The sequence below is a fragment of the Pseudomonas putida genome (genome assembly GCF_001941965.1).
GTDB classification, from domain to species: Bacteria; Pseudomonadota; Gammaproteobacteria; order Pseudomonadales; family Pseudomonadaceae; genus Aquipseudomonas; species Aquipseudomonas putida_L.
In genome coordinates, this window is sequence record NZ_MKZO01000011.1 from 105,388 (window position 1) to 130,152 (window position 24,765).

Annotated in this window: 23 protein-coding genes; 16 read left to right on the top strand and 7 right to left on the bottom strand. The window is 64.6% G+C overall.

Translation table 11 applies throughout. The annotated features are described in order from the left end of the window. Nucleotides 1-84: 84 nt before the first annotated feature. The 3 genes from PSEMO_RS06910 to PSEMO_RS06920 are packed head-to-tail and all read right to left on the bottom strand — an operon-like array spanning nt 85 to nt 4,951. A complete protein-coding gene (locus PSEMO_RS06910) occupies nt 85-1,920 on the bottom strand; it encodes an ABC transporter ATP-binding protein (protein WP_075802392.1) in 1,836 nt (611 codons plus the stop codon). Further along, nucleotides 1,917-3,680: an ABC transporter ATP-binding protein gene (locus tag PSEMO_RS06915; RefSeq protein ID WP_075802393.1), complete on the bottom strand. Its 1,764-nt coding sequence runs from the start codon at nt 3,678-3,680 to the stop codon at nt 1,917-1,919. Before PSEMO_RS06915 ends, PSEMO_RS06910 begins: the two co-directional genes overlap by 4 nt. A 53-nt stretch (nt 3,681-3,733) precedes the next feature. Beyond that, nucleotides 3,734-4,951: an acyl-CoA dehydrogenase family protein gene (locus tag PSEMO_RS06920; RefSeq protein WP_075802416.1), complete on the bottom strand. Its 1,218-nt coding sequence runs from the start codon at nt 4,949-4,951 to the stop codon at nt 3,734-3,736. Between the two features lie 308 nt (nt 4,952-5,259). On the opposite strand from PSEMO_RS06920, the gene PSEMO_RS06925 reads away from it, so the two are divergent. The 15 genes from PSEMO_RS06925 (at nt 5,260) to ureG (ending at nt 19,516) form a co-directional block, all read left to right on the top strand. After that, entirely contained in the window at nt 5,260-6,324 is a 1,065-nt protein-coding gene (locus PSEMO_RS06925; RefSeq protein ID WP_075802394.1) for an ABC transporter substrate-binding protein, read from the top strand. Nucleotides 6,325-6,326: 2 nt separating this feature from the next. After that, nucleotides 6,327-7,061 (top strand): class II aldolase/adducin family protein, encoded by a 735-nt coding sequence (locus tag PSEMO_RS06930; RefSeq protein ID WP_075802395.1) that lies wholly within the window; start codon nt 6,327-6,329, stop codon nt 7,059-7,061. A gap of 12 nt (nt 7,062-7,073) precedes the next feature. Next, nucleotides 7,074-8,249, top strand: a complete 1,176-nt coding sequence (locus tag PSEMO_RS06935) for an LLM class flavin-dependent oxidoreductase (protein WP_075802396.1) — start codon at nt 7,074-7,076, stop codon at nt 8,247-8,249. A gap of 10 nt (nt 8,250-8,259) precedes the next feature. Next, nucleotides 8,260-9,831: an ABC transporter substrate-binding protein gene (locus PSEMO_RS06940; protein ID WP_075802397.1), complete on the top strand. Its 1,572-nt coding sequence runs from the start codon at nt 8,260-8,262 to the stop codon at nt 9,829-9,831. Then, on the top strand, nt 9,824-10,882 hold the full coding sequence (locus tag PSEMO_RS06945; RefSeq protein ID WP_075802398.1) for an ABC transporter permease: 1,059 nt from the start codon (nt 9,824-9,826) through the stop codon (nt 10,880-10,882). The genes PSEMO_RS06940 and PSEMO_RS06945 overlap by 8 nt, the downstream gene beginning before the upstream one ends. Before the next feature lie 15 nt (nt 10,883-10,897). Beyond that, nucleotides 10,898-11,716, top strand: a complete 819-nt coding sequence (locus PSEMO_RS06950) for an ABC transporter permease (protein ID WP_075802399.1) — start codon at nt 10,898-10,900, stop codon at nt 11,714-11,716. Further along, the gene (locus PSEMO_RS06955) at nt 11,713-13,488 is read left to right on the top strand and encodes a dipeptide ABC transporter ATP-binding protein (protein WP_075802400.1); all 1,776 of its coding nucleotides are present in this window, start codon (nt 11,713-11,715) and stop codon (nt 13,486-13,488) included. The genes PSEMO_RS06950 and PSEMO_RS06955 overlap by 4 nt, the downstream gene beginning before the upstream one ends. 482 nt (nt 13,489-13,970) lie before the next feature. Continuing rightward, on the top strand, nt 13,971-14,804 hold the full coding sequence (locus tag PSEMO_RS06960; RefSeq protein WP_075802401.1) for an urease accessory protein UreD: 834 nt from the start codon (nt 13,971-13,973) through the stop codon (nt 14,802-14,804). Between the two features lie 11 nt (nt 14,805-14,815). After that, nucleotides 14,816-15,118, top strand: coding sequence for an urease subunit gamma (locus PSEMO_RS06965; protein WP_075802402.1), 303 nt, complete (start codon nt 14,816-14,818; stop codon nt 15,116-15,118). A 9-nt stretch (nt 15,119-15,127) separates the two neighbouring features. Continuing rightward, nucleotides 15,128-15,448 (top strand): urease subunit beta, encoded by a 321-nt coding sequence (locus tag PSEMO_RS06970; protein WP_075802403.1) that lies wholly within the window; start codon nt 15,128-15,130, stop codon nt 15,446-15,448. Further along, nucleotides 15,445-17,148, top strand: coding sequence for an urease subunit alpha (ureC, locus tag PSEMO_RS06975; RefSeq protein WP_075802404.1), 1,704 nt, complete (start codon nt 15,445-15,447; stop codon nt 17,146-17,148). Before PSEMO_RS06970 ends, ureC begins: the two co-directional genes overlap by 4 nt. Nucleotides 17,149-17,162: 14 nt before the next feature. Next, nucleotides 17,163-17,645, top strand: a complete 483-nt coding sequence (ureE, locus tag PSEMO_RS06980; protein ID WP_075802405.1) for an urease accessory protein UreE — start codon at nt 17,163-17,165, stop codon at nt 17,643-17,645. A gap of 20 nt (nt 17,646-17,665) precedes the next feature. Beyond that, entirely contained in the window at nt 17,666-18,211 is a 546-nt protein-coding gene (locus PSEMO_RS06985) for a HupE/UreJ family protein (protein WP_075802406.1), read from the top strand. Next, on the top strand, nt 18,211-18,885 hold the full coding sequence (locus PSEMO_RS06990; RefSeq protein ID WP_075802407.1) for an urease accessory protein UreF: 675 nt from the start codon (nt 18,211-18,213) through the stop codon (nt 18,883-18,885). Before PSEMO_RS06985 ends, PSEMO_RS06990 begins: the two co-directional genes overlap by 1 nt. Nucleotides 18,886-18,895: 10 nt before the next feature. Then, a complete protein-coding gene (gene ureG / locus PSEMO_RS06995) occupies nt 18,896-19,516 on the top strand; it encodes an urease accessory protein UreG (protein WP_075802408.1) in 621 nt (206 codons plus the stop codon). A gap of 104 nt (nt 19,517-19,620) precedes the next feature. Here the strand turns inward: ureG and PSEMO_RS07000 are convergent, their stop codons facing one another. Further along, on the bottom strand, nt 19,621-19,947 hold the full coding sequence (locus PSEMO_RS07000) for a cupin domain-containing protein (RefSeq protein WP_075802409.1): 327 nt from the start codon (nt 19,945-19,947) through the stop codon (nt 19,621-19,623). A gap of 73 nt (nt 19,948-20,020) precedes the next feature. Between PSEMO_RS07000 and PSEMO_RS07005 the strand changes: the two genes are divergently transcribed. Then, nucleotides 20,021-21,919, top strand: coding sequence for a M14 family metallopeptidase (locus PSEMO_RS07005; RefSeq protein WP_075802410.1), 1,899 nt, complete (start codon nt 20,021-20,023; stop codon nt 21,917-21,919). A 42-nt stretch (nt 21,920-21,961) separates the two neighbouring features. Here PSEMO_RS07005 and PSEMO_RS07010 read toward each other — a convergent pair whose 3' ends face one another. The 3 genes from PSEMO_RS07010 to PSEMO_RS32775 form a co-directional block, all read right to left on the bottom strand. After that, complete coding sequence (locus tag PSEMO_RS07010) at nt 21,962-22,213, bottom strand: DUF2388 domain-containing protein (RefSeq protein ID WP_075802411.1); 252 nt, start codon at nt 22,211-22,213, stop codon at nt 21,962-21,964. A 22-nt stretch (nt 22,214-22,235) separates the two neighbouring features. Further along, nucleotides 22,236-23,015: a hypothetical protein gene (locus PSEMO_RS07015; RefSeq protein ID WP_144443550.1), complete on the bottom strand. Its 780-nt coding sequence runs from the start codon at nt 23,013-23,015 to the stop codon at nt 22,236-22,238. A gap of 437 nt (nt 23,016-23,452) precedes the next feature. Further along, complete coding sequence (locus PSEMO_RS32775; protein ID WP_144443551.1) at nt 23,453-24,595, bottom strand: hypothetical protein; 1,143 nt, start codon at nt 24,593-24,595, stop codon at nt 23,453-23,455. Between the last annotated feature and the right edge of the window lie 170 nt (nt 24,596-24,765).

The following is a 24,765-nucleotide window of genomic DNA, read 5'->3' on the forward strand; positions in this document are numbered from 1 at the left end:
GCCGGACCTGTGGAAGCTGGCTTGCCAGCGATGAGGCCCGGAAGAGCGCCGCAGGGTGCTGCCTGGGCAGCACCCCGCAAGCAATCACTGTTCATGCACGGCCAGCTGGTCATGGCTGCGATACAGCGCCGCATAGGCCCCGTCCGCCGCCAGCAGTTGCCCGTGGCTGCCTTGTTCCTGCACCCGGCCCTGGCGGATCACCACGATGCGGTCGGCATCGCGGATGGTCGCCAGGCGGTGGGCGATGATGATCGCGGTGCGGCCTTCGCACAGCCGGCGCAAGGCCCGCTGGATGCGCCGTTCGGTATGTACGTCCACCGCCGAGGTGGCCTCGTCCAGCACCAGCACCGCCGGGTTGGCGAGGTAGGCACGCACCAGGCACACCAGCTGCCGCTGGCCATGGCTGAGATGGCTGCCAAGGCTGCCGACCTGGGTCGCGTACTGGTGCGGCAAGCGCTCCAGCACCTCGTCCGCCCCCAGCTCCCGCGCCGCGGCGATCAGGCTGGCGTCGTCGGCCCCGGGGGCCGCCAGGCGCAGGTTGTCGAGGATGCTCCCGGCGAACAGCACGTTGTCCTGCAGCACCACGCCGATATGCCGGCGCAACTGGGCCTGGCTGACCTGGCGGATATCCACGCCATCCAGCCGCACGGCACCGTCGTTGACTTCATAGAAACGGGTCAGCAATTGCACCAGGGTGCTCTTGCCATGCCCGGACGGACCGACGATGGCCAGCACTTCACCGGCACGAATGCGCAGGTCCAGGTCATCGATCACCGGCCGCCCGGCATCAGGCTGATAGGCAAAGCGCACTTTGTCGAAATGCACCTCGCCCCGGACCCGTGGCAACGGCAAGGGCCGCTCCGGGTCGCGGATTTCCGGCGCGGTATCCAGCAGCAGGAAGATCCGCTGCGCCGAGGCCGAGCCCGTGGCATAGCGTTCGAACAGATCGGTCAGCTCCTGCAAGGGCCCGAGGAACAGCATCACGTAGAACAGGCTTTCACCGACCTGGCCCACGGTCACCGTACCCTGCGCCAGCGCGTAGCCACCGACCAGCACCAGCACCGCCATGCCTCCAGCCGCAAGCAGAGCAGTAAATGGCGCGAACCAGCCGGAACGCAGGCTGCCGGTGATCAGCGCGCCATTGAACTCGTCCAGCAGCCGGCGATAGCGCCGCTGGTTGTCCGCTTGCCGCCCGCTCTGCTGCAACAGGCGCACGCCGCCGACGCTTTCCACCAGGTGCGCGGTAAAGCGGCTGCGCTGCTCGGCGACTTTCGCCCAGTTGCGCTGGGCCACGCGCTTGAACGCCCAGGTAGCGAGGAACAGCAGCGGCACGCTGCCGATCAGGGCAAAGAAGAACAGCGGGGTGATCAGCCACAGCATCAGCGCCGCCAGGGTGCAGCGCAGCAGGGCACCGAGCAGTTCAGGCGGGCCCTGGATCAGCAGCGGTTCGAGGGCGTCGACGTCGCGGTCGGCGCGGGACAGGATGCGCCCGGCGCGGGTCCGGTCGAAGTAGCCGATGCTCAGCGCCTGGACATGGGCGAAGACCCGCACGCGCAGTTGGTTGAGCACGGCGATGGCAGCGCTGCCGGCGATGTACTGCGATAGCCCACCGAGCAGGATCCGTCCCAGCCAGCTCGCCGCTAGCCCGGCGCCAAGCCACAGCACCAGCGGCAGATCCAGCAGCCAGGCATTGCCATCGTGGACCAGCCCGTGATCCAGCAACTCGCGGACGAACCACGGGCGCAGGAAGACGGTGAACACCAGCACCAGTTCCAGCACGATCACCCAGGCCACTTGCCCACGTACCGGTTTCAGCAGCGGCAGCAGGCGTTGCAGCATGCTGCGGTCGAGGGCCTTTTTCGCCAGGCGTTCCTCGATCTCGATATCGCTCATGGCGGTATTACCGGCGTTCTTGCTCATTGGTCGATCCCCAGCAGGTCGCGGTAGGCGGCATTGCGTTCGAGCAACTCGGCGTGGGGGCCGCTGTCGACGATGCGGCCCTGGTCCAGCAGCAACACGCGGTCGGCGCGCTCCACGGTGCTGGCCTTGCTGGCGATCAGCAGCAAGGTCGGGCCGCCGGGGCTGCGCAGGTGGTCGAGCACATGCCGTTCGCTGATGGCGTCGAGGGCGCTGGTGGCGTCGTCCAGGCACAGCAGGTCCGGCGCGGCGAGCAGGGCGCGGGCCAGGCACAGGCGCTGGCGCTGGCCGCCGGAAAGGGTCACGCCGCGATCGCCCAGCGGGCTGTCGAGGCCATGGGGCAGGCGCTCGAGAATATCGTCGGCGGCGGCGCGGTGCAGGGCGTCGAGCAGTTCGGCGTCACTGGCATTTGGCGCGCCGAGGCGCAGGTTGGCGGCGAGGCTGTCGGCGAACAGGAAGCTTTCCTGGGGCAGTACATGCACGCGCTGGCGCAGGTCTTTCAAATCAACGGCGCGCACGTCCTGCCAGCCGCCTTCATGATTACCCACCAGCACCCGGCCGCTGTCGGCATCGGTCAGGCGTGGCAGCAGGCTGGCCAGCAGGCTCTTGCCGGTGCCGGTGGCGCCGACCAGTGCGACCACCTCGCCGGGCGCCAGCAGCAGCGAGCACTGGCGCAGGATGTCGCGCTCGCTGCCGGGGGCGCTGACATTCACTTCTTCCAGTTGCAGGCCCAGCGGACCCGGTGGCAGCAGGCGCGGGCCGCTTTCGATCCGGGTCGGCGCGTCCAGCAACTGCCAGATCCGCCCGGCGCTGGCGCGGGCATCGGCGAAGGTCTGCATCACCCGGCCAATGCCTTCGATGCGGAACACCAGGGTGGTGGCGATCAGCAGCGAGGTGACCAGCTCGCCAATCCCGATTTTCCCGGCGGCCACCAGTTGCGCGCCGATGATCAGGATCCACACATGCCCCAGCGCCACCAGGGCCTGGGGCAGGGGAATCCGCGAACTGGCCCAGGCCAGGGCCTGCCGCGCCAGCCCGGTGAACTGCCGGACCTGTTCACTGAAACCATCGATACGCTGCTGTTGCAGGCCGAACGACTTGATCACTCGCACTGCGCCGATGCCTTCGGCGAGATCCTGGTTGACCCGGTCATAGGCCGCACCCACGGCGCGGTCCAGTTCGACCAGGCGGTCGGTCTGCAGCACGAACAGATACAGCCCGAGCAGGGTCAGCAGCAGCGGCCCGAGGGCCAGCAGCGGGTGATACCAGCCCAGCAGACCGACCGTGGCCAGCACCACCAGCGGGGTTTCCACCAACTGGCGCCAGAAGCTCACCAGCGCATCACGGACCTTGTCGGCATCGCGGGTGGTGCGGGTAACGATCTCGCCGATGCCGTGTTGCCAGTGGTAGCCCAGGTGCAGGCGCAGCACCTGTTCGAGAATGCGCTCGCGCAGGCGGGTCAGCAGTTCCTGGCCGAGGATCAGCGAACCGAGGGAGGCGGCGTACTGCAACACGGCGCGACCGAAGGCGACGGCCAGGATGGCCCAGAACCAGTGCCAGGCCACGCTGCCGTCAAGGCCTCCGTCATCGAGGCGGCGCACCGCAACCCCGGCGGTCACGTCGTTGAGGGCATGGCCGATCAGCCATTGCTGCCAGACCAGGCCCAGGTTGATAAGAACGAACAACCCGGCGACCAGGGCGAAACGCCAGGGCATCTCGCGGTAGATCGCCAGGCTGCGCAGCAGCGGATGTCGATGGCTCATGAAGAACTCGAAACAGGACGTGGAAACGCGCGGGTCGGCCCGCGCGATGGGATTCAGCGACTGGCACCGATCTTCTGCTTGGCCGCCAGGATCGCGGTGTACTCGCCCGGGTCGACGCCATTGAGGTAGTAGTTGCCGACGTGGTGCAGGCGCCAGCGGATCGGGTCGTGGGTGGTGTGCACCCGGGCATTGCGCCAGAAGCGGTCGAGGTTCCATTTGCTCAGGGACGAACTGGCGCCGAGCAGGGAGAAGATATCGCTGGAGATCTTCAGCGAGGCGCCATCGGAGTGGGCGCGGGCGGTGGCCACGGACAGGATCAGTTCGTCCTGCAGTTCCTTGTTCTCCGGGTCGCGCTCGTGGGCATCGAAGACCCGCGCGGCATCGCGCAGCAGCGATTCAGCGGCACGCAGCGCCACGGCGTATTCGCCGATCTGGCGGATGATATGCGGCTCGTCGCTGGCCCGTTCCACCTCGCTCTCGACCCAGGGCCGGGCGTGCTGGTTGAGGTAGTCGATCCCGGCCTGCAGGGCGCCGGCGGCGATGCCGGTGTCGATGGCGGCGTGGAGGATCTGCGGGAAGGTCAGGCCGGTGCGCTTCATCGGGCCCTGGCGGCGCAGCACGTAGCGCTCGTCCAGCTCGATATTGTCGAATTGCACGGTGCCGCTGACCGAGTTGTTCTGGCCGAAGGCGTCCCAGTCGTCGACCAGGGTCAGGCCGGGGGTATCGCGGTGCAGCAGCACCCCGGCGCCGCCGTCGTCGCTGGCTGCGGTGAGGGAGATCCATTCGGCGAGGTACGAACCGGTGGAGTAGAACTTGCTGCCGTTGAGCACCAGTACGCCGTCCTCGCGGCGCTCGACCCGGGTCTTCAAGGCGAACTTGTTCTTGCCGCCGACCTCGGCCAGGGCATTGCCCAGGCGCTTGCCGGCCAGCACATCGTCGATCAGGCGCTGGCGCACCTCCTCGGGATAGCCATTGAGCACGCCGCGCAGCATCACGTTGTGGATCTGCAGCAACTGGCCGACGCCGCCATCGGCGCGGGAAATGATCCGCACCGTCTCGACGATGGTTTCCACCGAGGCACCGAGGCCGCCATCGGCCTTGGGCACGCCGATGGCGGTGATGCCGCTGGCGGACAGCAATTCGGCCTGGCGCCGGGGCAGGCTGCGGTTGTACTGCGGGTCGGCGGCGAGGGCGGCGATCTCGCCGGCAATCTCATGGGCGGCGGTGATGGCCTGGGCTTCGCTTTCCAGGCGGCGGGGCAGGTTGGACACGATAAGACTTCCTTGGATGAACAGGTGCCAGCTCAAGAGCAGGTTCTGTGCCATCGGTCTGGAGGCCTTGCGGGCCGTGGCTTGCAGCAATTTTCACAGGCGCTGTTGCTGCTCCAGCAGCAACGCAAGGCCGGTTGTTGCTCAGGCAGCAGCAGTCCCGCTGGGGGAGTGTTGGCAGATCAGCAGTCGCTCACTGTCGAATGGCATAAAAACCAATAAAATCAATGACCTGATGAGTTGGCACGAGCGCTGCAATAGCCCTTGGCAAAGGCCGCCCGGCCCGTTCGATCCCCTGATGGAGCCTACTCATGTCACTTGCCGCTACCTTGCCGCTGCCTGCCGCAGCGCCCCTGGAGCAACTCTGGTTCACCCGTTGCCCGGTCCCGACCGCCTCCGGCATCGCCTACACCCTCGGCTGGCTTGGCGAGGAATTCGCCGCCGACGGCCTGCCGGTCCTGACCCTTCAGGAAGCCCGCCAGCTCGGTCACCACCACTACGATCACCAGTTGCCCGGGCTGTTTCGCGAGGGCGGCAATGTCCCGGCCCTGGCCGCCCGCGCCGCCGGTTCGCCGAGCCGCCTGATCGGCCTGACCTGGATCGAGGAATGGCAGACCATCCTCGTCCGTCCCGGCTCCGGCATCCGCAGCGCCGCCGACCTCAAGGGCAAGCGCCTGGCCCTGCCGGCCTGGGGTGCCAATCGTCCCGGCAGCATCGCCCGGGCCATGAGCCTGCATGGCTACAAGGGCGCCTTGAGCTCGGCCGGATTGAGCTTCGATGACGTCACCCTGGTCGAGGTGCCGCTGCACGACCAGGAACAGGCGCCAAACCCGCAGGAAGGCTTGCAGCGCCTGTGGTCCGGCCTGGACGTCCTGGTCCGTGGCGAGGTGGATGCGGTCTACGTCAAGGGCGCTTCCGCCGCCGATGCCGCCCGCCGCCTGGGCCTGGAAGTGGGTATCGACCTCGACCAGATCGATGACCCGCGCTACCGCATCAACAACGGCACGCCGCGGCCGATCACCGTGCACCAGAGCCTGCTCGACGAGCATTTCGACCTGGTGGTGCGTTTCCTCGCCCAGACCTTGCGCGCCGCCGACTGGGCCCGGGACAACCGCGAGGGCCTGCTGCGCATCCTCCAGGACGAGACCCGTGCCGGTGCCGAAGGCGTGGGCGAAGCCTATCGCGGCGACTTCCACACCACCCTGGCCCCGGACCTTTCCGAGCAACGCCTGGCCTTCCTCGATATCCAGAAGACCTTCCTCAACCTGCATGGCTTCCTCGAAGCCGACTTCGACCTGGCCGAGTGGGTTGACCACCGCCCGCTGCAAGCCGCTCGCGAACTGTTGGCCCAACGCAATCAAGACAAGGACATCTGACCATGACCGTACTGACCGCCGAACACCTGATCGACGCCGAACTCAAGGACTTCGTCGACAACGTCACCCACCTGGCCGGCGAGGCCTTCCGGGTCTACCGGGAAACCAACAGCATCACCGCCAATGGCACCGTCGGCTTTATCGAGCGGGTCCCGGGGCGCGAGCTGCTGGTCTCGGTCAACTACCCGGGCCCGTGGAAGAAGGACCAGCCACTGAAGGCCTCGGTCACCGACTTCGCCGGCAACCTGGTGCATGGCCAGGGCAAGGGCGGGCTGAACCGCTATACCCGGCTGTTCGTCCAGCAGCCGCAGATCACCACGGTGTCCCACGTGCATTCGCCGTACCTCGGTGCCTGGGCCCAGACCCAGCGGTCGCTGCCGTTCAACTATGTGCCGGTACAGCGCTTCCAGCTGGCCCGCGAGCTGCCGGTGTATATCGACCGGCGCCAGGACGAGGTGGATTTCATCCTCGACAGCCTCGCGGAAAACCCCTTCACCCCGGCCATCCTCGAAGCCAATGGCGGCGCCACCGTCTGGGGCACCCACGGCCTGCAGGCCACCGCGGAATTCATCCTGCTGCTGGAGGAGGGCGCGCAACTGCAACTGCTGGCCGAGGCCATCGGCGGTTCGCGGCCTTATGGCCCGGGCGTGCTGACCCAGCAATGGACCATGAGCAAGCTGCTCGGCCAGGCCCGTGAGCTGGGCCTGGTGCCCGCCAATGACAGCCCCCGCGCATAAGGACATCGAACCATGGCAGTGAAGATTCTCTGGTACCTCACCAGCCCCGACGGTCCCTATCCATGGGAAGCGCAGGGCCGCTGGCTGACCGATTTCAACCACCTCAAGCAACTGGCGGTGAGCGCCGACCGTCTCGGCTACTACGGCTCGCTGCTGGGCACCAGCCCCAACGAAAGCCTGGCCGTGGCCGCCTCGCTGATCGACGCTACCGAGCGCCTGCGCTTCCTGGTGGCCCAGCATCCTGGCGAAGTGTCCCCGGCAGTGCTGGCCAAGTGGGCACTGACCTTCGACGAGTTCTCCGGCGGCCGCCTGCTGTTCAATGTGGTCAATGGCAGCGATGCCGGGCTGGCAACCCTCGGCGTGCATTACCCGCATGACGAGCGCTACCAGTTCAGCCTCGAATACTGGCGCGCGTTCCAGGCGATCTATGCCGGCGCCACCGAGGGCTATGACGGCCAGTTCGTCAAGCTGGCGCCACGTCCGGCGGCGGCTGCGCGGCATCCGCTGGGTGGCTGGCACCCGCCGCAGCGTCTGTCCGTGCCGCTGTGGGGTGCGGGCACTTCCGACCCGGGCGTGGCCCATTCGGTGCAGTTGCTCGACGTGTACCTGAGCTTCGCCGATACGCCACCGAAGCTCGGCGCCAAGTTCCGCAAGGTCGGCGCCGAGGCGGCGAAGATCGGTCGCGAGCTGACCTACGGCACGCGTCTGCAGATCATCGTCCGCGAGACCGAGGAAGAAGCCTGGGCCCACGCCCAGAAGCTGCTGGACAACACGTCCCTGGTGACCGCCCGCGCCGCCATCGAGCGCCAGTTGCCGCCGGGCCAGACTCTCGACAGCTTCCACAGCGACGACCCGCGTATCCAGGCCAATGTCCAGGCGATCCGCGAAGGCCGCTTGCCGAAAGCCCGCGACCTGGAGATCTACCCGAACGTGTGGACCGGCCCCAGCCTGTTCGGCTTCAACCTGCTCGGCCCGGCCGCCGGCACCTACCTGGTGGGCAGCGCCGAACAGGTCGCCGAGCGCATTCGCGAATACGAGGGCCAGGGCACCAGCGCCTTCATCCTTTCCGGCTTCCCGCTGATCGATGAGGCGCACCGGGTCGCCGACCTGCTGTTCCCGCTGCTCGACCTGGACCATGGCTTCGAGGTTCCGCGCCTCAAGGCCCGCACGGCCGCCGAACCGGCCTAAGGAAGTACCCATGCGCAACGAATTTTCCCGCCGGGCGTTTCTCGGCAATGGCCTGGTCGTCGGTGGTGGCCTGATCCTCGGCTCCAGCCTCCTCACGGGCTGCGGTGGCGGCGAACCCGCCGCCGTGGCCGGGGCGGCGGTCGCGTCCGGCACCCCGGTGCGCGGCGGCCGCCTGCGGGTCGGCATCATCGACGGCGACCAGGCCGGTAACCTCGACGCGCACAAGCCGTCCGGCGGCGGGATCATTCGCGGCTGGGCGCTGTACAGCAAGTTCTGGGAATGGAACGACGATGTCAGCACGCGCCTGGGCCTGGCCGAGTTCGCCGAGCCCAACGCCGATGCCAGCGCCTGGACCATCCGCATCAAGCCGGGGCTGGAGTTCCACCACGGCAAGAGTATCACCTCGGACGACATGCTGTTCTCGATCATGCGCCTGACCGACCCGAAACTGGCCTCGCCCTATGCCGGGCTGGTCGGCGCCATCGATCGCCAGGCCCTGCGCAAGCTGGACGACCGGACCATCGAGATCCGCTTCAAGGAAGGCCGCAGCTTCTTCCCCCTCGACGAAACCCTGATCGCCTTCGGCGGCATCGTGCCCACCGACTACGATCCGAACAATCCGGTGGGCGCCGGGCCGTACCGGCTCAAGCGCTTCGTGCCGGGGCAGCGGGCGCTGTTCACCCGCTTCGAGAACTACTTCAAGCCCAACCAGCCCTACGCCGACGAGCTGGAGATCATCGAATTCAAGGACCAGGTCTCCCGGGTCGCCGCGCTGCGTGCCGGGCAGATCGATATCGCCAGCGGCATCCAGGCCGAGCACAGCGCGCTGATCAAGGCCGATCCGCGCCTGCAACTGGTGGCTTCGCCGACTACGTCGTTCAGCGGCTTCAACCTGAACACCGCCAAGGCACCGTTCCAGGATGAGCGGGTGCGCCAGGCGTTTCGTCTGCTGGCGGACCGTCAGGAGCTGGTGGGACGTGGCCTGAACGGTTTCGGCCGGATCGCCAATGACCTGTATTCGCCCAACGATCCGACTTACAACCACGCCATCGCCCAGCGTCCCTACGACCTGGAGCAGGCCCGTGCGCTGCTGCGCCAGGCCGGGGCCACCGACCTGCGCCTGGAACTGACCACCACCGCCAACGAGGTGAATGCTGCATTGGTGTTCGCCCAGCAGGCCAAGAAGGCTGGCGTCGAGATCAAGGTCACGCCGGTGGATGCTTCGGTCTTCAACGGCCCGCAGAAGGAGCAGTGGCTGATGTCGCCGTGCTCGACGCCCGCTCGCGGCTTCCTCGCCACCGGCCTGCACAACGATGCGCCGCTGGCGATCTACAACCGCAGCAACTTCCGCGACGAGCGCTTCTCGCAGCTGTTCACCCAGGCCCTCGCCCAGCCCGACCTGGCACTGCGCCGCGAGCTGGTGCATGAGGCCCAGGCCATCCAGCACCAGCGCGGCGGCCTGCTGATCTGGGGCTTTACCGACGTGCTCGACGCCGCCTCGCACAAGGTCGGTGGCCTGCACGGCGAACAGACCACCTTCGCCTCCTGGCGCTTCGACAGCCTGTGGTTGAACCATGCCTGAACCTATCCGTACCTCCCGTTTGCCGGCGTGGCTGCCGTGGTTCGTCGGTCGGCTCGGCTATGGCCTGCTGACCGCCTGGGTCATCAGCCTGGTGGTGTTCATCGCCACCCAGGCGCTGCCGTCGGACCCGGCCCGGGTGATCCTCGGACCCGAGGCGCCGCTGGAAAGCATCCTCACCCTGCGCCAGCAATTGGGGCTGGACCGGCCGATCCTGGTCCAGTACTTCAGTTGGCTGGCCCAGGTGCTGCGCGGTGACCTGGGGATTTCCCTGGATTCGGCACAGCCGGTGGCGGAGCTGCTGTTCATTCGCTTCGGCAATACCCTGGCGTTGTTGCTCGGGGTGTTGCTGCTGGTGCTGCCGCTGGCCCTGGTGATCGGCGTCGGCCTGGCCCTGCGCCGGGATTCGCGCCTGGACCGCTGGGGCCTGGCGACCCTGATCGTGCTGAAGGCCACCCCCGGCTACCTGATCGCTATCGGCCTGGTGCTGCTGTTCTCCATGCCGCATTTCGACCTGCTGCCAGCGGTGTCGCTGATCGATCCGGACCGTCCGCTGTGGCGACAACTGGACTATCTGGCCTTGCCGGTTTTCGCCCTGAGCCTGTCGGCACTGCCGTATCTGGCACGACTGGTACGCGCCTCGATGATCGAGACCCTGGACTCGGACTATGTCGGTGCCGCCCGCCTGCGCGGCGTGCCGCACTGGCGCCTGGTCTGGTGCCACACCTTGCCCAATGCCCTGGTGCCAGCGATCCAGGGCGTGGCCCTGACCCTGCGCACCCTGATCGGCGGCGCGCTGCTGGCCGAGGTGGTGTTCAGCTACCCAGGGATAGGCACCTTGCTCAACAGCGCGATCCAGATGCGCGACCTGCCGCTGATCCAGGGCGCGGTGCTGGTCATCACCCTCGGCGTGGTGCTGGTCAACCTGCTGGCCGACCTGCTCACCGTACTGCTCACCCCGAAGCTGCGTACCGCGCGCCGGGCCGGCCTGATCCAGCGCAACCGCCGCGGTATCCAGAGCTGGTGGCGGCGCCCGGCGGCCAAGGCCCCTTGATAAGGAGATGTGCCCATGTTCAGCGCTCGATTCTGGCGTGAACCCTCGATCCGCCGGGGTGCCCTGGTGACCCTGGCGGTGGTCCTGCTGGCCCTGCTTGGGCCCTGGCTGGCACCCCATGCGCCGACCGACATGCTCGGTGGCATCTATGGCGGGCCTATGGCCGGCGCGCCGCTGGGGCATGACTTCCTCGGCCACGATGTGCTGTCGCGCCTGCTGGCGGGTGGGTTGTCGATCCTCTGGATGTCGGTGGCTGCTGCCGCGCTGGCGCTGGTCGTCGGCAGCGTGCTGGGCATGCTCGCCGGGCTTTCGCGCCAGCGCCTGGACCAGGCAATCACCTGGCTGGCGGATGTCTGGCTGGCGTTCCCGGACCTGATCCTGGTGCTGCTGATCGTCTCCATGCTCGGGCGTCAGCCGTGGCTGATCGTGTTGACCGTGGCGATTGCCTTCACCCCCGGGGTGATCCGTCTGGCCCGGGGTAGCGCGGTGTCGGTGGCCAGCCAGGAGTTCGTCGAGGCGGCGCAGATGATGGGCTTCTCGCGCACGCGGATTCTACTGCGGGAGATTCTGCCCAATGTGCTGACGCCGCTGCTGGTGCACTTCGGCAATATGCTCACCTGGGGCATCGGCATGCTCTCGGGCCTGAGTTTCCTTGGCTACGGTGTCGCTCCTCCGGCGGCGGACTGGGGCCTGATGATCAATGAAAACCAGGCCGGCCTGCTGATCCAGCCCTGGGCCGTGCTGGCCCCGGCGCTGCTGATCGCGGTGTTTGCCTATGGCACCAATCTGCTGGCCGAAGGCATTGCCCGGTACAGCGCGGGAGCGCGCTCATGAATGCATTCGTTCTTTCCACCCCCGAGGCGCTGCAGGTCGAGGGCTTGCGGGTCGAACTGGACAGCGGCGCCGATGTAATCGAGCACATCGATTTCAGCCTGGCGCCGGGGGAGATCCTCGGCCTAGTCGGTGAATCCGGTTCGGGCAAGACCACCCTGGCCACCGCTTTGCTCGCCCATGCCCGGCGGGGTGCGCGGATCAATGGCGGGCGGGTGAGGGTGGCGGGGACCGATCTGCTGGCCCTTGAAGGTGATGCCTTGCGCCGGGCCCGGGGCGGCCTGATCGGCTATGTCGCCCAGGACCCGGCACTGGCCCTGAACCCGGCGATCCGTATCGGCAAGCTGTTGCTGGAGACCTTGCAGGCCCATGAACCGGGGCTGGATCGCAGTGCGCGGGAGCAGCGTCTGCAGCAGACGCTAGCGGATGTCGGGCTGCCGGGAGAGCGGGAATTCCTGCGACGCTTCCCGCATCAACTGTCCGGTGGTCAGCAGCAGCGGGTGATGCTGGCGCTGTCGTTCGTATTGCGGCCGAAGCTGATCGTGCTGGACGAGCCGACCACCGCGCTGGATGTCGGCACCCGGGCGCATATCCTCGCCACCGTGCGCCGGCTGTGCAAGGAGCAGGGCGTGGCGGCGGTGTATGTGTCCCACGACCTTGGGGTGATCAAGGACCTGGTGGACCGGGTGATGGTCATGTACGCCGGGCGCATCGTCGAGGTTGCCAGTCGTGAGCGGCTGTTCTCGCGGCCGGGGCATCCGTACACCCTCGGTTTGCTCGCGGCGATTCCCGAGGTGGGTCGGCAGCGGGTGCTGCGAGCGATTGCCGGGCATGCGCCGGCGCCGGGGCAGCGGCCTGCGGGTTGCGCGTTCGCGCCCCGTTGCCCGCGACGCAGTGCGGCGTGTTCGGCTATCGAGCCGGCTTTGCAGGGGTTGGATGGATTACAGCAGGTGGCTTGCCTGCATCCGCAACTGACGGTGGTGCCGGAGGAAGAGGTGATTCCGTTGCCGGTCGTACAGCAGGAGCGCAAGGCGTTGCTGGAGCTGCGCGGGCTGAACCTGAGCTATGACCGGCAGGTGCTGTTCGATTTGTCCCTGGATGTGTATCGCGGTGAATGCCTGGCGGTGGTGGGGGAGTCGGGGTCGGGCAAGACCAGCCTGGCGCGGACCCTGGCCGGCCTGGGTGATGGCGGTGTCGGGGCGTTGAGCTTCGACGGGCAACCTTTGAGCCTGATAGCGCGCAAACGCGACGCGGCGACCCGACACCGCATCCAGTACATCTTCCAGAACCCTTATCGGGCGCTGAATCCGCGGCAGACCGTGGGCGAGTGCCTGCAGGCACCGCTGGAGCATTTCTTCGGTCTCAAGGGCGCAGCTTGCCGGGCAAGGATCGAGGCGGCGCTGGCGCGGGTGGCGTTGCCGGCGGAAACGGCGGCGAAATATCCCCACCACCTGTCCGGCGGCGAGCGCCAGCGCGTGGCGATTGCCCGGGCGCTGGTGTGCGAGCCCGAGGTGCTGATCTGCGACGAGGTGACCTCGGCGCTGGATGTCTCGGTGCAGGCGGCGATCCTCGCGTTGTTGCGGGAGTTGCAGGGGGAGGGGATGACCCTGGTGTTCGTCACCCATGACCTGGGGGTGGTCAGGGCGATCGCCGACCGGATCGTGGTGGTCAAGGACGGGCGGATCATCGAGGAGGGCGGGAGTGGCGAGGTGTTGGATCGGCCGGGGACGGAGTATGTGAAAGGGTTGGTGGCACAGGCCAAGTTTCAGCGGTGAATTTCGGGGCCCTATCGCTGGCAACGCCAGCTCCCACAAGGTCCGCGTCGGGCACAACTTCAGCGGCTGACCCGCAACCCTGTGGGAGCCGGCGTTGCCGGCGATGAGGCCGGCGCGGGCAGTGATGGTGTCTGATCGGGCCAATCGCTGGCAAGCCAGCTCCCACAGTGACCGGGTCGTACCCGGAATTGATGACCGGCGGAGGACCCTGTGGGAGCTGGCTTGCCAGCGATTGGGCCCTGAAGAACACAACAAATTCTGCGTCCATCCCCATCCCAGTGCACATCCCCCGCAAGAAATCCCCTACATGCGCCATTCTGGCCCGCAATATGCTTTTACAGCTTCCATCGATTACTGATCGATCGATCAGGTCCGCGCAAACCCGCCAACTACAAGGCTTGCGCAGACAGTCTTAATCAGCCGCGTAGTCCCGGGATGACAGAGTTTTCCCAGTAAACGCGGCGTTTATCGGAAGCGTCACAATGTCCCTACCCGAACTGCTCGCACCGGCGGATGACACCGCAGGCTGGAGCGCCGAGCTGAAATTGCGCTTTGTCCAGCGCAACGGGAGGACCTGTATTGGTGCGCGTCGACATTTCGGACCTCTTTTGGTGCAGAGGCCGTTCTACCCCGAGGGCGCGCCCTGCCATGTGTATGTGCTGCATCCCCCGGGCGGCGTGGTCGGCGGCGACCGCCTGACCCTCGATGTGCACCTGGACCCCGACACCCACGCGCTGCTGACCATGCCCGGCGCGACCAAGTTCTACCGCAGCGCCGGCCCCGTTTCGGTGCTCAAGCAGCATTTCCATCTGGCCGAAGGCAGCACCCTGGAGTGGCTGCCCCACGGCAATATCTGCTTCCCCGGCGCCCGTGCCCGCCTGGAAAACCGCTTCTCCCTGGCCCCCGGCGCCCGCCTGCTGGCCTGGGAAACCCTGTGCCTGGGCCGTCCGGTGATGAACGAGAGCTTCAGCCACGGCGCGGTAGACAGCCGCCTGCAGATCGACATGCCCGACGACCCGGGCCTGCAGGAACGCCTGCGCATCGACGGCGACAGCCTGCACAAGCTCGCCGGCTACCCGCTGCAAGCCACCTTCTGCGCCGCCCCGGCCACGCCCGAGCTGCTGGAACAGGCACGCACCCTTATCGAGCATCTTGCCGTCCCCGCCGGGGCAACCCTGCTGGGACACCTGCTGGTAGTCCGTTTGCTTGACCACGACAACCAGCGCCTCCAATCCACACTGCTGCGCCTGTGGTGCGCGCTGCGTCCGGCCATCATCGGCCTGGCGCCGTGCCCGCCACGGATCTGGGCCACCTGAAGAGAGCGACCATGGAGCTGACCCCGAGAGAGAAAGACAAACTGCTGCTGTTCACCGCCGCGCTGCTCGCCGAGCGCCGTCGCGACCGCGGCCTGAAGCTCAACTACCCGGAAGCGGTGGCGCTGATCAGCGCAGCGGTGATGGAGGGCGCCCGTGATGGTCGCACCGTCGCCGAACTGATGAACCTTGGCCGCGAAGTGCTCGGTCGCGACGAGGTGATGGAAGGCGTGGCGGAGATGATCCATGACGTCCAGGTCGAAGCGACCTTTCCCGACGGGACCAAGCTGGTCACCGTCCATGACCCGATCGTCTAGGAGCGCAGGATGATTCCAGGAGAAGTACAGGTCGCCGCCAGCGGCGATATCGAGCTGAACGCCGGCCGCGAGACGATCAGCGTCAGCGTTGCCAACCATGGCGACCGGCCGGTGCAGGTGGGCTCGCATTATCACTTCTACGAAGTCAACGACACCCTGGTGTTCGAGCGCGAAGCCACCCGAGGCTTCCGTCTCGACATCCCCGCCGGCACCGCCGTGCGCTTCGAGCCGGGCCAGTCGCGCAGCGTGACCCTGGTGCCCTACGTAGGCAAACGCGAGGTCTACGGCTTCCAGGGCAAGGTCATGGGCAAGCTGGAGGCGGGCGCATGAGCCGGATTTCCCGCAGGGCCTACGCCGACATGTTCGGCCCCACCGTCGGCGACCGCGTGCGCCTGGCCGATACCGAGCTGTGGGTGGAGGTGGAGAAGGACTTCACGATCTACGGCGAAGAGGTCAAGTTCGGCGGCGGCAAGGTGATCCGCGACGGCATGGGCCAGGGCCAGATGCTCGCCGCCGAGGCCATGGACCTGGTGCTGACCAACGCCCTGATCATCGATCACTGGGGCATCGTCAAGGCCGACATCGGCGTGAAGAACGGCCGTATCTTCGGCATCGGCAAGGCCGGCAACCCCGATGTGCAGCCCGGCGTGACCCTGCCGGTCGGCCCGGGCACCGAGGTGATCGCCGCCGAGGGCAAGATCGTCACGGCGGGCGGTATCGACTCGCACATCCACTTCATCTGCCCGCAGCAGGTGGAGGAGGCGCTGACCTCGGGCATCACCACCTTCATTGGTGGCGGCACCGGGCCGGCCACCGGCACCAACGCCACCACCTGCACCTCCGGCACCTGGTACCTGGCGCGCATGCTCCAGGCCGCCGACGAGTTGCCAATCAATATCGGCTTGCTGGGCAAGGGCAACGCGTCCCGCCCCGAGGCCCTGCGCGAGCAGATCGCCGCCGGTGCCGTGGGCCTCAAGCTGCACGAGGACTGGGGCTCGACCCCGGCGGCCATCGACTGCTGCCTGGGCGTGGCCGAGGAAATGGACGTGCAGGTGGCGATCCATACCGACACCCTCAACGAGTCCGGCTGCATCGAGGACACCCTGGCGGCCATCGGCGATCGCACCATCCACACCTTCCATACCGAGGGTGCGGGCGGTGGGCATGCGCCGGACATCATCCGCGCGGCGAGCTTCGCCAACGTGCTGCCGTCCTCGACCAACCCGACCTTGCCGTACACGGTGAACACCGTCGACGAGCACCTCGACATGCTGATGGTCTGTCATCACCTGGACACCAGCATCGCCGAGGACGTGGCCTTCGCCGAGTCGCGCATCCGCCGCGAGACCATCGCCGCCGAGGACATCCTCCACGACCTCGGCGCCTTCGCCATGACCTCCTCGGACTCCCAGGCCATGGGCCGGGTCGGCGAGGTGGTGCTGCGCACCTGGCAGGTGGCGCACCAGATGAAGCTGCGTCGCGGCCCGCTGGCCGGGGATTCGTCGTACAGCGACAACACCCGGGTCAAGCGCTATATCGCCAAGTACACCATCAACCCGGCGCTGACCCATGGCATCGCCCATGAAGTCGGTTCGCTGGAGGCCGGCAAGCTGGCCGACCTGGTGCTCTGGGCTCCGGCTTTCTTCGGGGTCAAGCCGGCCCTGGTGGTCAAGGGCGGGATGATCGCCACGGCGCCGATGGGCGATATCAACGGCTCCATTCCGACCCCGCAACCGGTGCATTACCGCCCGATGTTCGGCGCCCTCGGCGCGGCGCGGCATGCCACGCGGATGACCTTCCTCTCCCGCGAGGCGCTGGAGCGTGGCGTGCACGAGCAACTCGGCCTGCGCAGCCTGATCGGCCTGGCCCATGGCTGCCGCACGGTGCGCAAGGGCGACATGCTGCACAACGGCCTGATGCCGAATATCGAAGTGGATTCGCAGACCTACCAGGTGCGCGCCGACGGCGAGCTGCTGGTGTGCGAGCCGGCCACGATTCTGCCGATGGCCCAGCGTTATTTTCTGTTTTGAGCAAGGAGAACCGCATGATTCTGTTGACCCGCAAGGTGAGCGAGGGCGCCGTGACGGCCACCGCCACCCTGAGCCTGGATACCCGGATCAAGAGCCGCGTGCGCATCACCCTCGACGACGGTCGCGATGCCGGGCTGATGCTCGAGCGCGGCCAGTTGATCCGTGGCGGCGAGCTGCTGACGGACGAGGCGGGCGGGGAGGTGATCCGCGTCATCGCCGCTGCCGAGGAGGTGTCCACCGTGCGCTGTGCCGACGGGCTGGCCCTGGCACGCACCGCCTACCACCTGGGCAACCGCCATGTGCCGCTGCAGGTCGAGGCGGGTTTCCTGCGCTACCAGCATGACTACGTGCTGGACGACATGGTCCGCGGCTTCGGCCTGGAAGTCACGGTCGAGCAAGCACCGTTCGAGCCCGAGGCCGGCGCCTACCAGAGCGCCCCGCACAGCCATAACCATTCCGATCACCTGTTCGTCCGCCTGCCTGCGCAGGCGCTGTGAATTACAACAAGGAGTTCCTCATGAAGAAGTTTCTCGCCCTGGCCCTGCTGCTGGTCGCCGTCCCCGCGTTCGCCCACCCCGGCCATGACGCCAACCCGCTGCAGGACGGCCTGCTGCACCCGCTGACCGGCATCGACCATCTGCTGATGCTGCTCGGCACCGGCGTGCTCGCCGCCCTGACCCGCAGCCGCCTGACCCTGCCAGCCCTGACCCTGGCCGCGATGTTCGGCGGGGCGGTGCTCGGTCACCTGGTCGGCGGGGTGATCGGCATGGAGCAGATGATCCTCGGTTCGCTGCTGGTGGCCGCTGCGGCGCTGCTGGTGCCGCGTCGCCAGGTCCTGCTGTCGCTGGTGATGCCGCTGTTCGCCCTGTTCCATGGCTGGGCCCATGGCGTCGAGGCCAGCCCGGGCGCGTTCTGGGTGTTCAGCGCCGGCTTCGTCACCGTCAGTGGCCTGCTGCTGGTGGCCGGTTTTGCCCTGGGCTGCGTGCTGCGCCGCCACACCCGCCTGCAACAGGCCTTCGGCGGCGGCCTGCTGGCCGGCGCGGCGATGCTGCTGGCGGGCTGATGAACAGCGACCTGAAGCTCCTGCGTTTGCTGCAACTGGCCAGTCCTGGCCTGCCGGTGGGTGGCTTCACCTACTCGCAGGGCCTGGAGTGGGCAGTGGAGGCGGGCTGGGTCAAGGGCGCGGAAGGCTTTCGCGCCTGGCAACGGCAGCAGATCGACGACACCCTCGGCTATCTCGACTGGCCGTTGCTGGTGCGCCTGTACCGGGCTTGCGAGGCCGATGATGCCGAAGCGTTCGCCCACTGGAACCGTTTCCTTCTGGCCAACCGCGAAACCGCCGAGTTGCGCACCGAGGAACGTCAGCGTGGCGCTGCCCTGGCGCGGATGCTCGATGGCTGGCAGTTGGGCCAGGCACCGGAATGGCGCACCAGCCTGGAGCTGACCCAACTGGGTGGCATGGCCTGGCTGGCGGCGCACTGGGGTATCCCGCTGCGTGACCTGCTGCTGGGGCATGGTTTCAGCTGGCTGGAAGGCGCGGTGATGGCCGGGGTCAAGCTGGTGCCGTTCGGCCAGCAGGCGGCGCAAAGCCTGCTGCGCGACCTTTCCGAAGACCTGTCCGCCGTGCTCGAGCGTGCCCTGGCGCTGCCTGACGAAGAACTGGGTGGCGGCCTGCCGTTGCTGGCGATCGCCTCGGCCCGTCACGAAACCCAATACACCCGATTGTTCCGCTCCTGAGGAATTCCCTATGCAAAGCTACAAGCAACCCCTGCGCGTTGGTGTCGGCGGCCCGGTCGGGTCCGGCAAGACCGCGCTGCTCGAAGCCCTGTGCAAGGCCATGCGCGATCACTATGAAATCGCCGTGGTGACCAACGACATCTACACCAAGGAAGATCAGCGCATCCTCACCGAGGCCGGCGCCCTGGAGCCTGACCGTATCGTCGGCGTGGAAACCGGCGGCTGCCCGCACACCGCGATCCGCGAGGATGCCTCGATGAACCTGGCGGCGGTGGAAGCGCTGGCGCGCAAGTTCGGCAACCTTGAAGTGATCTTCGTCGAGAGTGGTGGCGACAACCTAAGCGCCACCTTCAGCCCGGAGCTGGCGGACCTCACCGTGTACGTGATCGATGTCGCCGAAGGCGAGAAGATCCCGCGCAAGGGCGGGCCGGGGATTACCAAATCGGACTTCCTGGTGATCAACAAGATCGACCTGGCGCCTTATGTCGGGGCTTCGCTGGAAGTGATGGAGAGTGACACCAAGCGCATGCGGCCGGAACGGCCCTGGGCCTTCACCAACCTGAAGACCGGGCATGGGTTGCAGACGTTGATCGACTTTATTGTGGATCGGGGGATGTTGCGGGCCGTCTGAGTCCTGCTTCGCTCTTTCGGGCCTCATCGCTGGCAAGCCAGCTCCCACAGGTTTCGCGGTGCACGCGCTCCTTGTGGGAGCTGGCTTGCCAGCGATAGGGCCCGTCAGCTCACCGCATAAAACACAGCCAGCCACACAGTCGGCTGCCCCGCATCCGTCCACTCCACCCGATGCCTGCACCCCGCCGGAATATCCACGAAATCCCCCGGCCCCAACACCCGCACCTCGTCCTCACCCTCCAGCCGCAACCCCGCCGACCCGGTCAGCACCAGCACGAATTCCCCCTCCGCCTGGTCATACCAGAACCCTTCCGGGCTGCACTGCCCGGTGGACACGATCCGCTCGATCCGCAGCCCCGGCCGCTTCAGCAGATCATCGAAACGCTCCTCCACCGCCGCCTCGGCGATGCCCTCGAACAGGTTGTGCAACATGGCTGATTCGTCCCTCGTAACCTTTGGCAATGTGTTCTAAGGTTGCCAGTTCCCGCGTGAGAAGGAACTCCCCATGAAGCATTCCAGGCTGTTTTTCACCGCTCTGCTGCTCGGCGCCGGCCAGTCCGCCCTGGCCGCATTGCCCTCGGCCCCGGCCTATATCGACGACAGCCAGTACCCGGAGGCGGCCAGGCAGCGCATCCTGCCGGCGATGTTCGAACAGCAGATCACCAGCACCCGCTATATCGCCAAGCCCGGCAATCCGCTGATCACCGTGGCCGAGGCCAGCGACTTCAAGCGCACCAGCACCTACGAGGAAACCCGTGCCTGGCTGCGCAAGCTCGCTGCGGCCTCGGGTGGCAAGGTCGCCTTGAGCGAGCTGCCGGAAAAGAGCGCCGAAGGCCACCCGATGGTGCTGGCCGTGGTGTCCCTGTCCAAGGACAAATCCCCGGCCGGCCTGAAGAAGTCCGGTAAGCCGACGATCTTCGTCGAGGCCGAGATCCACCCCGGCGAGTCCAATGGCAAGGACGCCATGTTCATGCTCCTGCGCGACATGACCGCCGGCGACAAGCCCCTGGCCGCGCTGCTGGAGCGGGTCAATATCCTGTTCATCCCCACGGTCAATATCGACGGCGATATACGCCGCAGCGCCTACGGGCGGATCAACCAGAACGGCCCGGATATCGCCGGCTGGCGGGTCAACGGCCTGAACTACAACCTCAACCGCGACTTCACCAAGCTCGACAGCGCCGAGATCCGTAACGTCGCCTGGGTCTTCAACCACTACGAACTGAGCTTCTTCGCCGACACCCATTCCACCGACGGCGCCATGTACCCCTACGACAGCTCCTACTGCCACAACGGCAACGGCTGGTCGCCGGCCAGCAGCGCGTGGATGGACCAGGTCATGCGCACCCCGGTGTACCAGGCCCTGCAGAACGAAGGGCACGTGGTCAATGAATGCATCAGCTTCAACGACAACCAGGACCCGACCCAGGGCTACTACCCGTACCGCACCGACCTGGCACGCTTCTCCAACCAGTACGGCGATATCCGCAATGTGCCCTCGATCCTCATCGAGCAGCACGCCTTGCACCCGTACCAGACCCAGGTGCTCGGCAACTACGTGATGCTCAAGGCAATGTTCCAGGTCATAGGCGAGCAGGCTGCGTCCCTGCGTACCGCCATCGACAAGGACCGCGCCCGGCTCGCCGCGCAGAAGGACGTGATCCTCACCTGGAAAGCCGGAGAGCCGCAGACCGTACCCTTCACCGTGGGTGACTACCGCTACGAGGAGTCGCCGATCACCGGGGCCAAGACGATTGTCTGGAGCAACCAGCCGAAGAACCTCGAAGTCCCGGTCACCGGCAATACCTTGCCGGACCTGGTGGTGAAGCGACCGAAGCAGTACATCGTCCCGGCGCAATGGCGCGACGTGATCGCCCGGCTCAAGGCCCACGGCATCGCCATGCGCACCCTCGACAAGCCGACGGCGGTGGCGGTGAAGCTCTATCGTATGGACGACGTGAAAGTGGCCGGCGGCTTCGAGCCGGACCGGGCACAAAGCAACGAGATTCCGGGGTATGAAGGGCATCTGCTGGTCAGTGGCACCGGCAAGCCATTCGAACGGCTGCAAACTTTCCCCGCAGGCTCGGTGGTGATCGATACCGACCAGCCGCTGGGCGTGTTGGCGATCAACCTGCTGCAACCGGAAAGCCCGGATTCGTTCTGGTCCTGGGGCTTCTTCAACTCGACCCTGGTGGTGGCCGAGGAGCCGGAGGAATACGTGATGGAACCGATGGCGCGCAAGATGCTGGAGGAGGACGGGGCGCTGAAGGCCGAGTTCGAGAAGAAGCTGAAGGATGATGCCGGGTTTGCGGCGGATCCGAAGGCACGGTTGAACTGGTTCTACCAGCGCACGCCGTTTTATGACGTGAATGCGTTTGTGTATCCGGTGGGGGTTGTGGAATGAGGTGAAGGGTAGGGGAGTCGATGACTCCCCGGTTTCTGTCGGTCATCGGCGACACGACGAGCCTGACAGTATCCAGCTGGCGAGCTCCAGATCGGTTCCTCGGTGTCCTTCGCTAGGCAGCATTCTCAGTGCATTGCTCAGGGAGGCGCCCTGTATTTCACCATCACTGGCGACGAAGGCGGCTGCGTCGTCTCTTGCTCTTACCACGACCCGGCAATGGTGACCCCGTTCGTAGTTGTCGGTGAAAGTAGTGGCCTTGCTTGTGCCCCACAGGGTTGTATGATGCTCCCGCACGAGCCGTTCGTTGCTAAAAAATTTAACCGCATTTCTCTGTCGCCATTTTTATTAAATCCGACTCGTCAAATCGTTTGATTGTCATGGGTGAATGGCTGGTGACCACGTCAAGATAGGAGGGGGTGGTGTTGTTCGGAGCCATAAACACAAGGAATGCAGTGGTATCCTTCATGGATAGGCAGCCATCGGCTGATCTAATATATTTGCGTGGGCTTGACTTCATCAGATCGTTCTCTGATTCATAGGAGTCGTATATTTCAACTTTCCCAATTTTCCCTAGGAGAAATTTGGATTTCAGACCTCTGCTTACAGGTGATGTGTCGAATGAGTAAATTGACTCTCCGAAGATGTTTGATTGGTATTGCGCTGCCTCAATGTATGTTTGGTCAAGGTTTAGGTTCGAGTTGCATAGACCAACAGATATGCCTGCTCCGTTCTGCTTGTTGCGCTCGTTGACGTAGATGCAGTCTATTAGGGTCCGGTTTTTTTGTGTGGTCAGAGTGAAATAGTATTCGCCCCTTCCAAGTGCAATGAGCCCGATTTCTCCATTGATGGAGATAAGCTCTCTAGAAAAGCCGTACCATTCGCCTATGACGTCTTGGTAGTGACTCGTAGTGATCTCGTTATTTGAGGTTAGCCCTTCGTTATCTATATGTGTGGTTTTTGTTTCGCCAGCTAAGACTTGTGGGCAGGACAGCAGTAAGCCGATTGCCAAGTAGCACATTTTTTCCATTTCATACCTCAGAGTAAGTTTCGAGTTAGTACTGATCCTCGCGACCGGCCTCGCATTGGAGATCTCCAATGGAATGGTCTGTCAGCGCAATACTGCATTTTAAATTGTCCTCGAAGATGGCTCGAAGAGGAATCAGGGTTAGCAGAGCTTGAATGCTGTCACTATTGAATTTTATCTTTGAGAAGCCGGCGTAGGAAAAATCAGTATTGAGGTTTTTATGGTGGATTGTGCATATTTCTTTTTGTTGTACTACTTTCCATGGTGATCGTGGATCAAGGATTTCTATATACAGACATGGGCTGTCAAGACTTGTCATATATCGTATCACCATTTCTCCGACTCGTTGAGAGTCGGCACTATCGAGTGTCGAGTAGTCTAGCGCAGCCCCCGTGGCGCTGCTGATGAAAAAAATACTTGTGAGAAGTGCTACCGTTTTCTTCACTGGGTTTTCCCTATGTTGTGTGGGTGCCTCAATTTTCTATGGTAAGGGCCTGTTTTAACGTAACCTATAAGGAGTCGCACTCAACCAAAGCTTCGCATTCAATCCAGCCGCCGATGATTTTTTGAGTGTCGCTACTTTCAATTTCAACGAAATACTGATCATCACGATTTTCGATGTTTTTAATTGATATGGTGTCGCCTTGTCTCAAGGAAAAATTGGAGGAAGTGTTTTTGTCAGGGGCTTTATAGATGATGGTGCTCGCTGCTGAGATAGCGCCTAGTAATTTTGATCTATTTTTGAAGCTTGGTGCGTTGCTGACTAAGTAGCTGTCAATGAGAGTGTCGTTACGGTATTCTTTCCTGAAAACCCAGTTGCAGTCGAGGCAGCTATCGCTAATCACGATTTTGAATTCTCTATTTTCAATGGCGTAAATATCTTCTATCCAGCGCCCCTCGCTACGGTACTTACTTATGAGAAAACGTCCTTTTCTGGATGGGCTGCATAGAGCGCCCCCAGCGAAATCGATCTGCTGTAAATCCTTTGTGGTTGGTGCATATCTGAAAGCTGCTACGCATGCGTTAACAGCGTTAGCAGTTAACGGTACCAGAACCTCAGGTATTCCATCATCGTCCAGGTCCTTCAGGACACTGTTGCGCGCCTCCTCGAGGATGTCCGTAGGCAAGGCGGTTTTGTACGATTGTTTGCCGTCTGCACTTAGTAATGAGGACAGAAGGTGTTCTTGTTCCAAAGGTGCTCCTAGAATAGCTCCGGTGGACAAACAGTCTATTGTTAAATGATTTTCCTGAATCCATCCGCTGCTCTTGCTCGGCGGGTAAAAGACGTTAAACCATTTGCCGTTTTTGGTCGCATCTCGTAGAAGGACTGTGTCACCCTCTATTAAATACGACTTTTTCTTTCCCTCATCAGGCGAAGCATGAAAGTGGCTTTTAGAAGTTATGCATGCTTTTGCATCGATGTTCGATCCCAGTAGTTTGATAGATATCCCAGTCTTCAAACCATCCTGATCGTAGGTTACGACTTTTTCGAGATCGTGGTTTATAGGAGTTCGTGATTCTACGCGATACGGTCTGCTAGAGGTAATATTGTATTTTTCAATATGTGAGAATGGGCCGTCATGCATGACGCTGATTAGAAGGCCGGAGTCGTCAATATAGGGTGATCCAAATATTGCAGGTTGTTCGGTCAAAGATAGTTTGTTGTTTTCTATGCTGGATAGGTAGAGTGTGTAGCAATGTCATCAACCTAAGCTGCAGCCCTGCCCAAGGCAAGCCCCCCGAAGCAGCCAGCCGCCATGGCCGTCGGGCGATGACCAGGCCTCTGCCGCTCAATCAGGCGGTCTAGCTGGGCTGGCGGTGA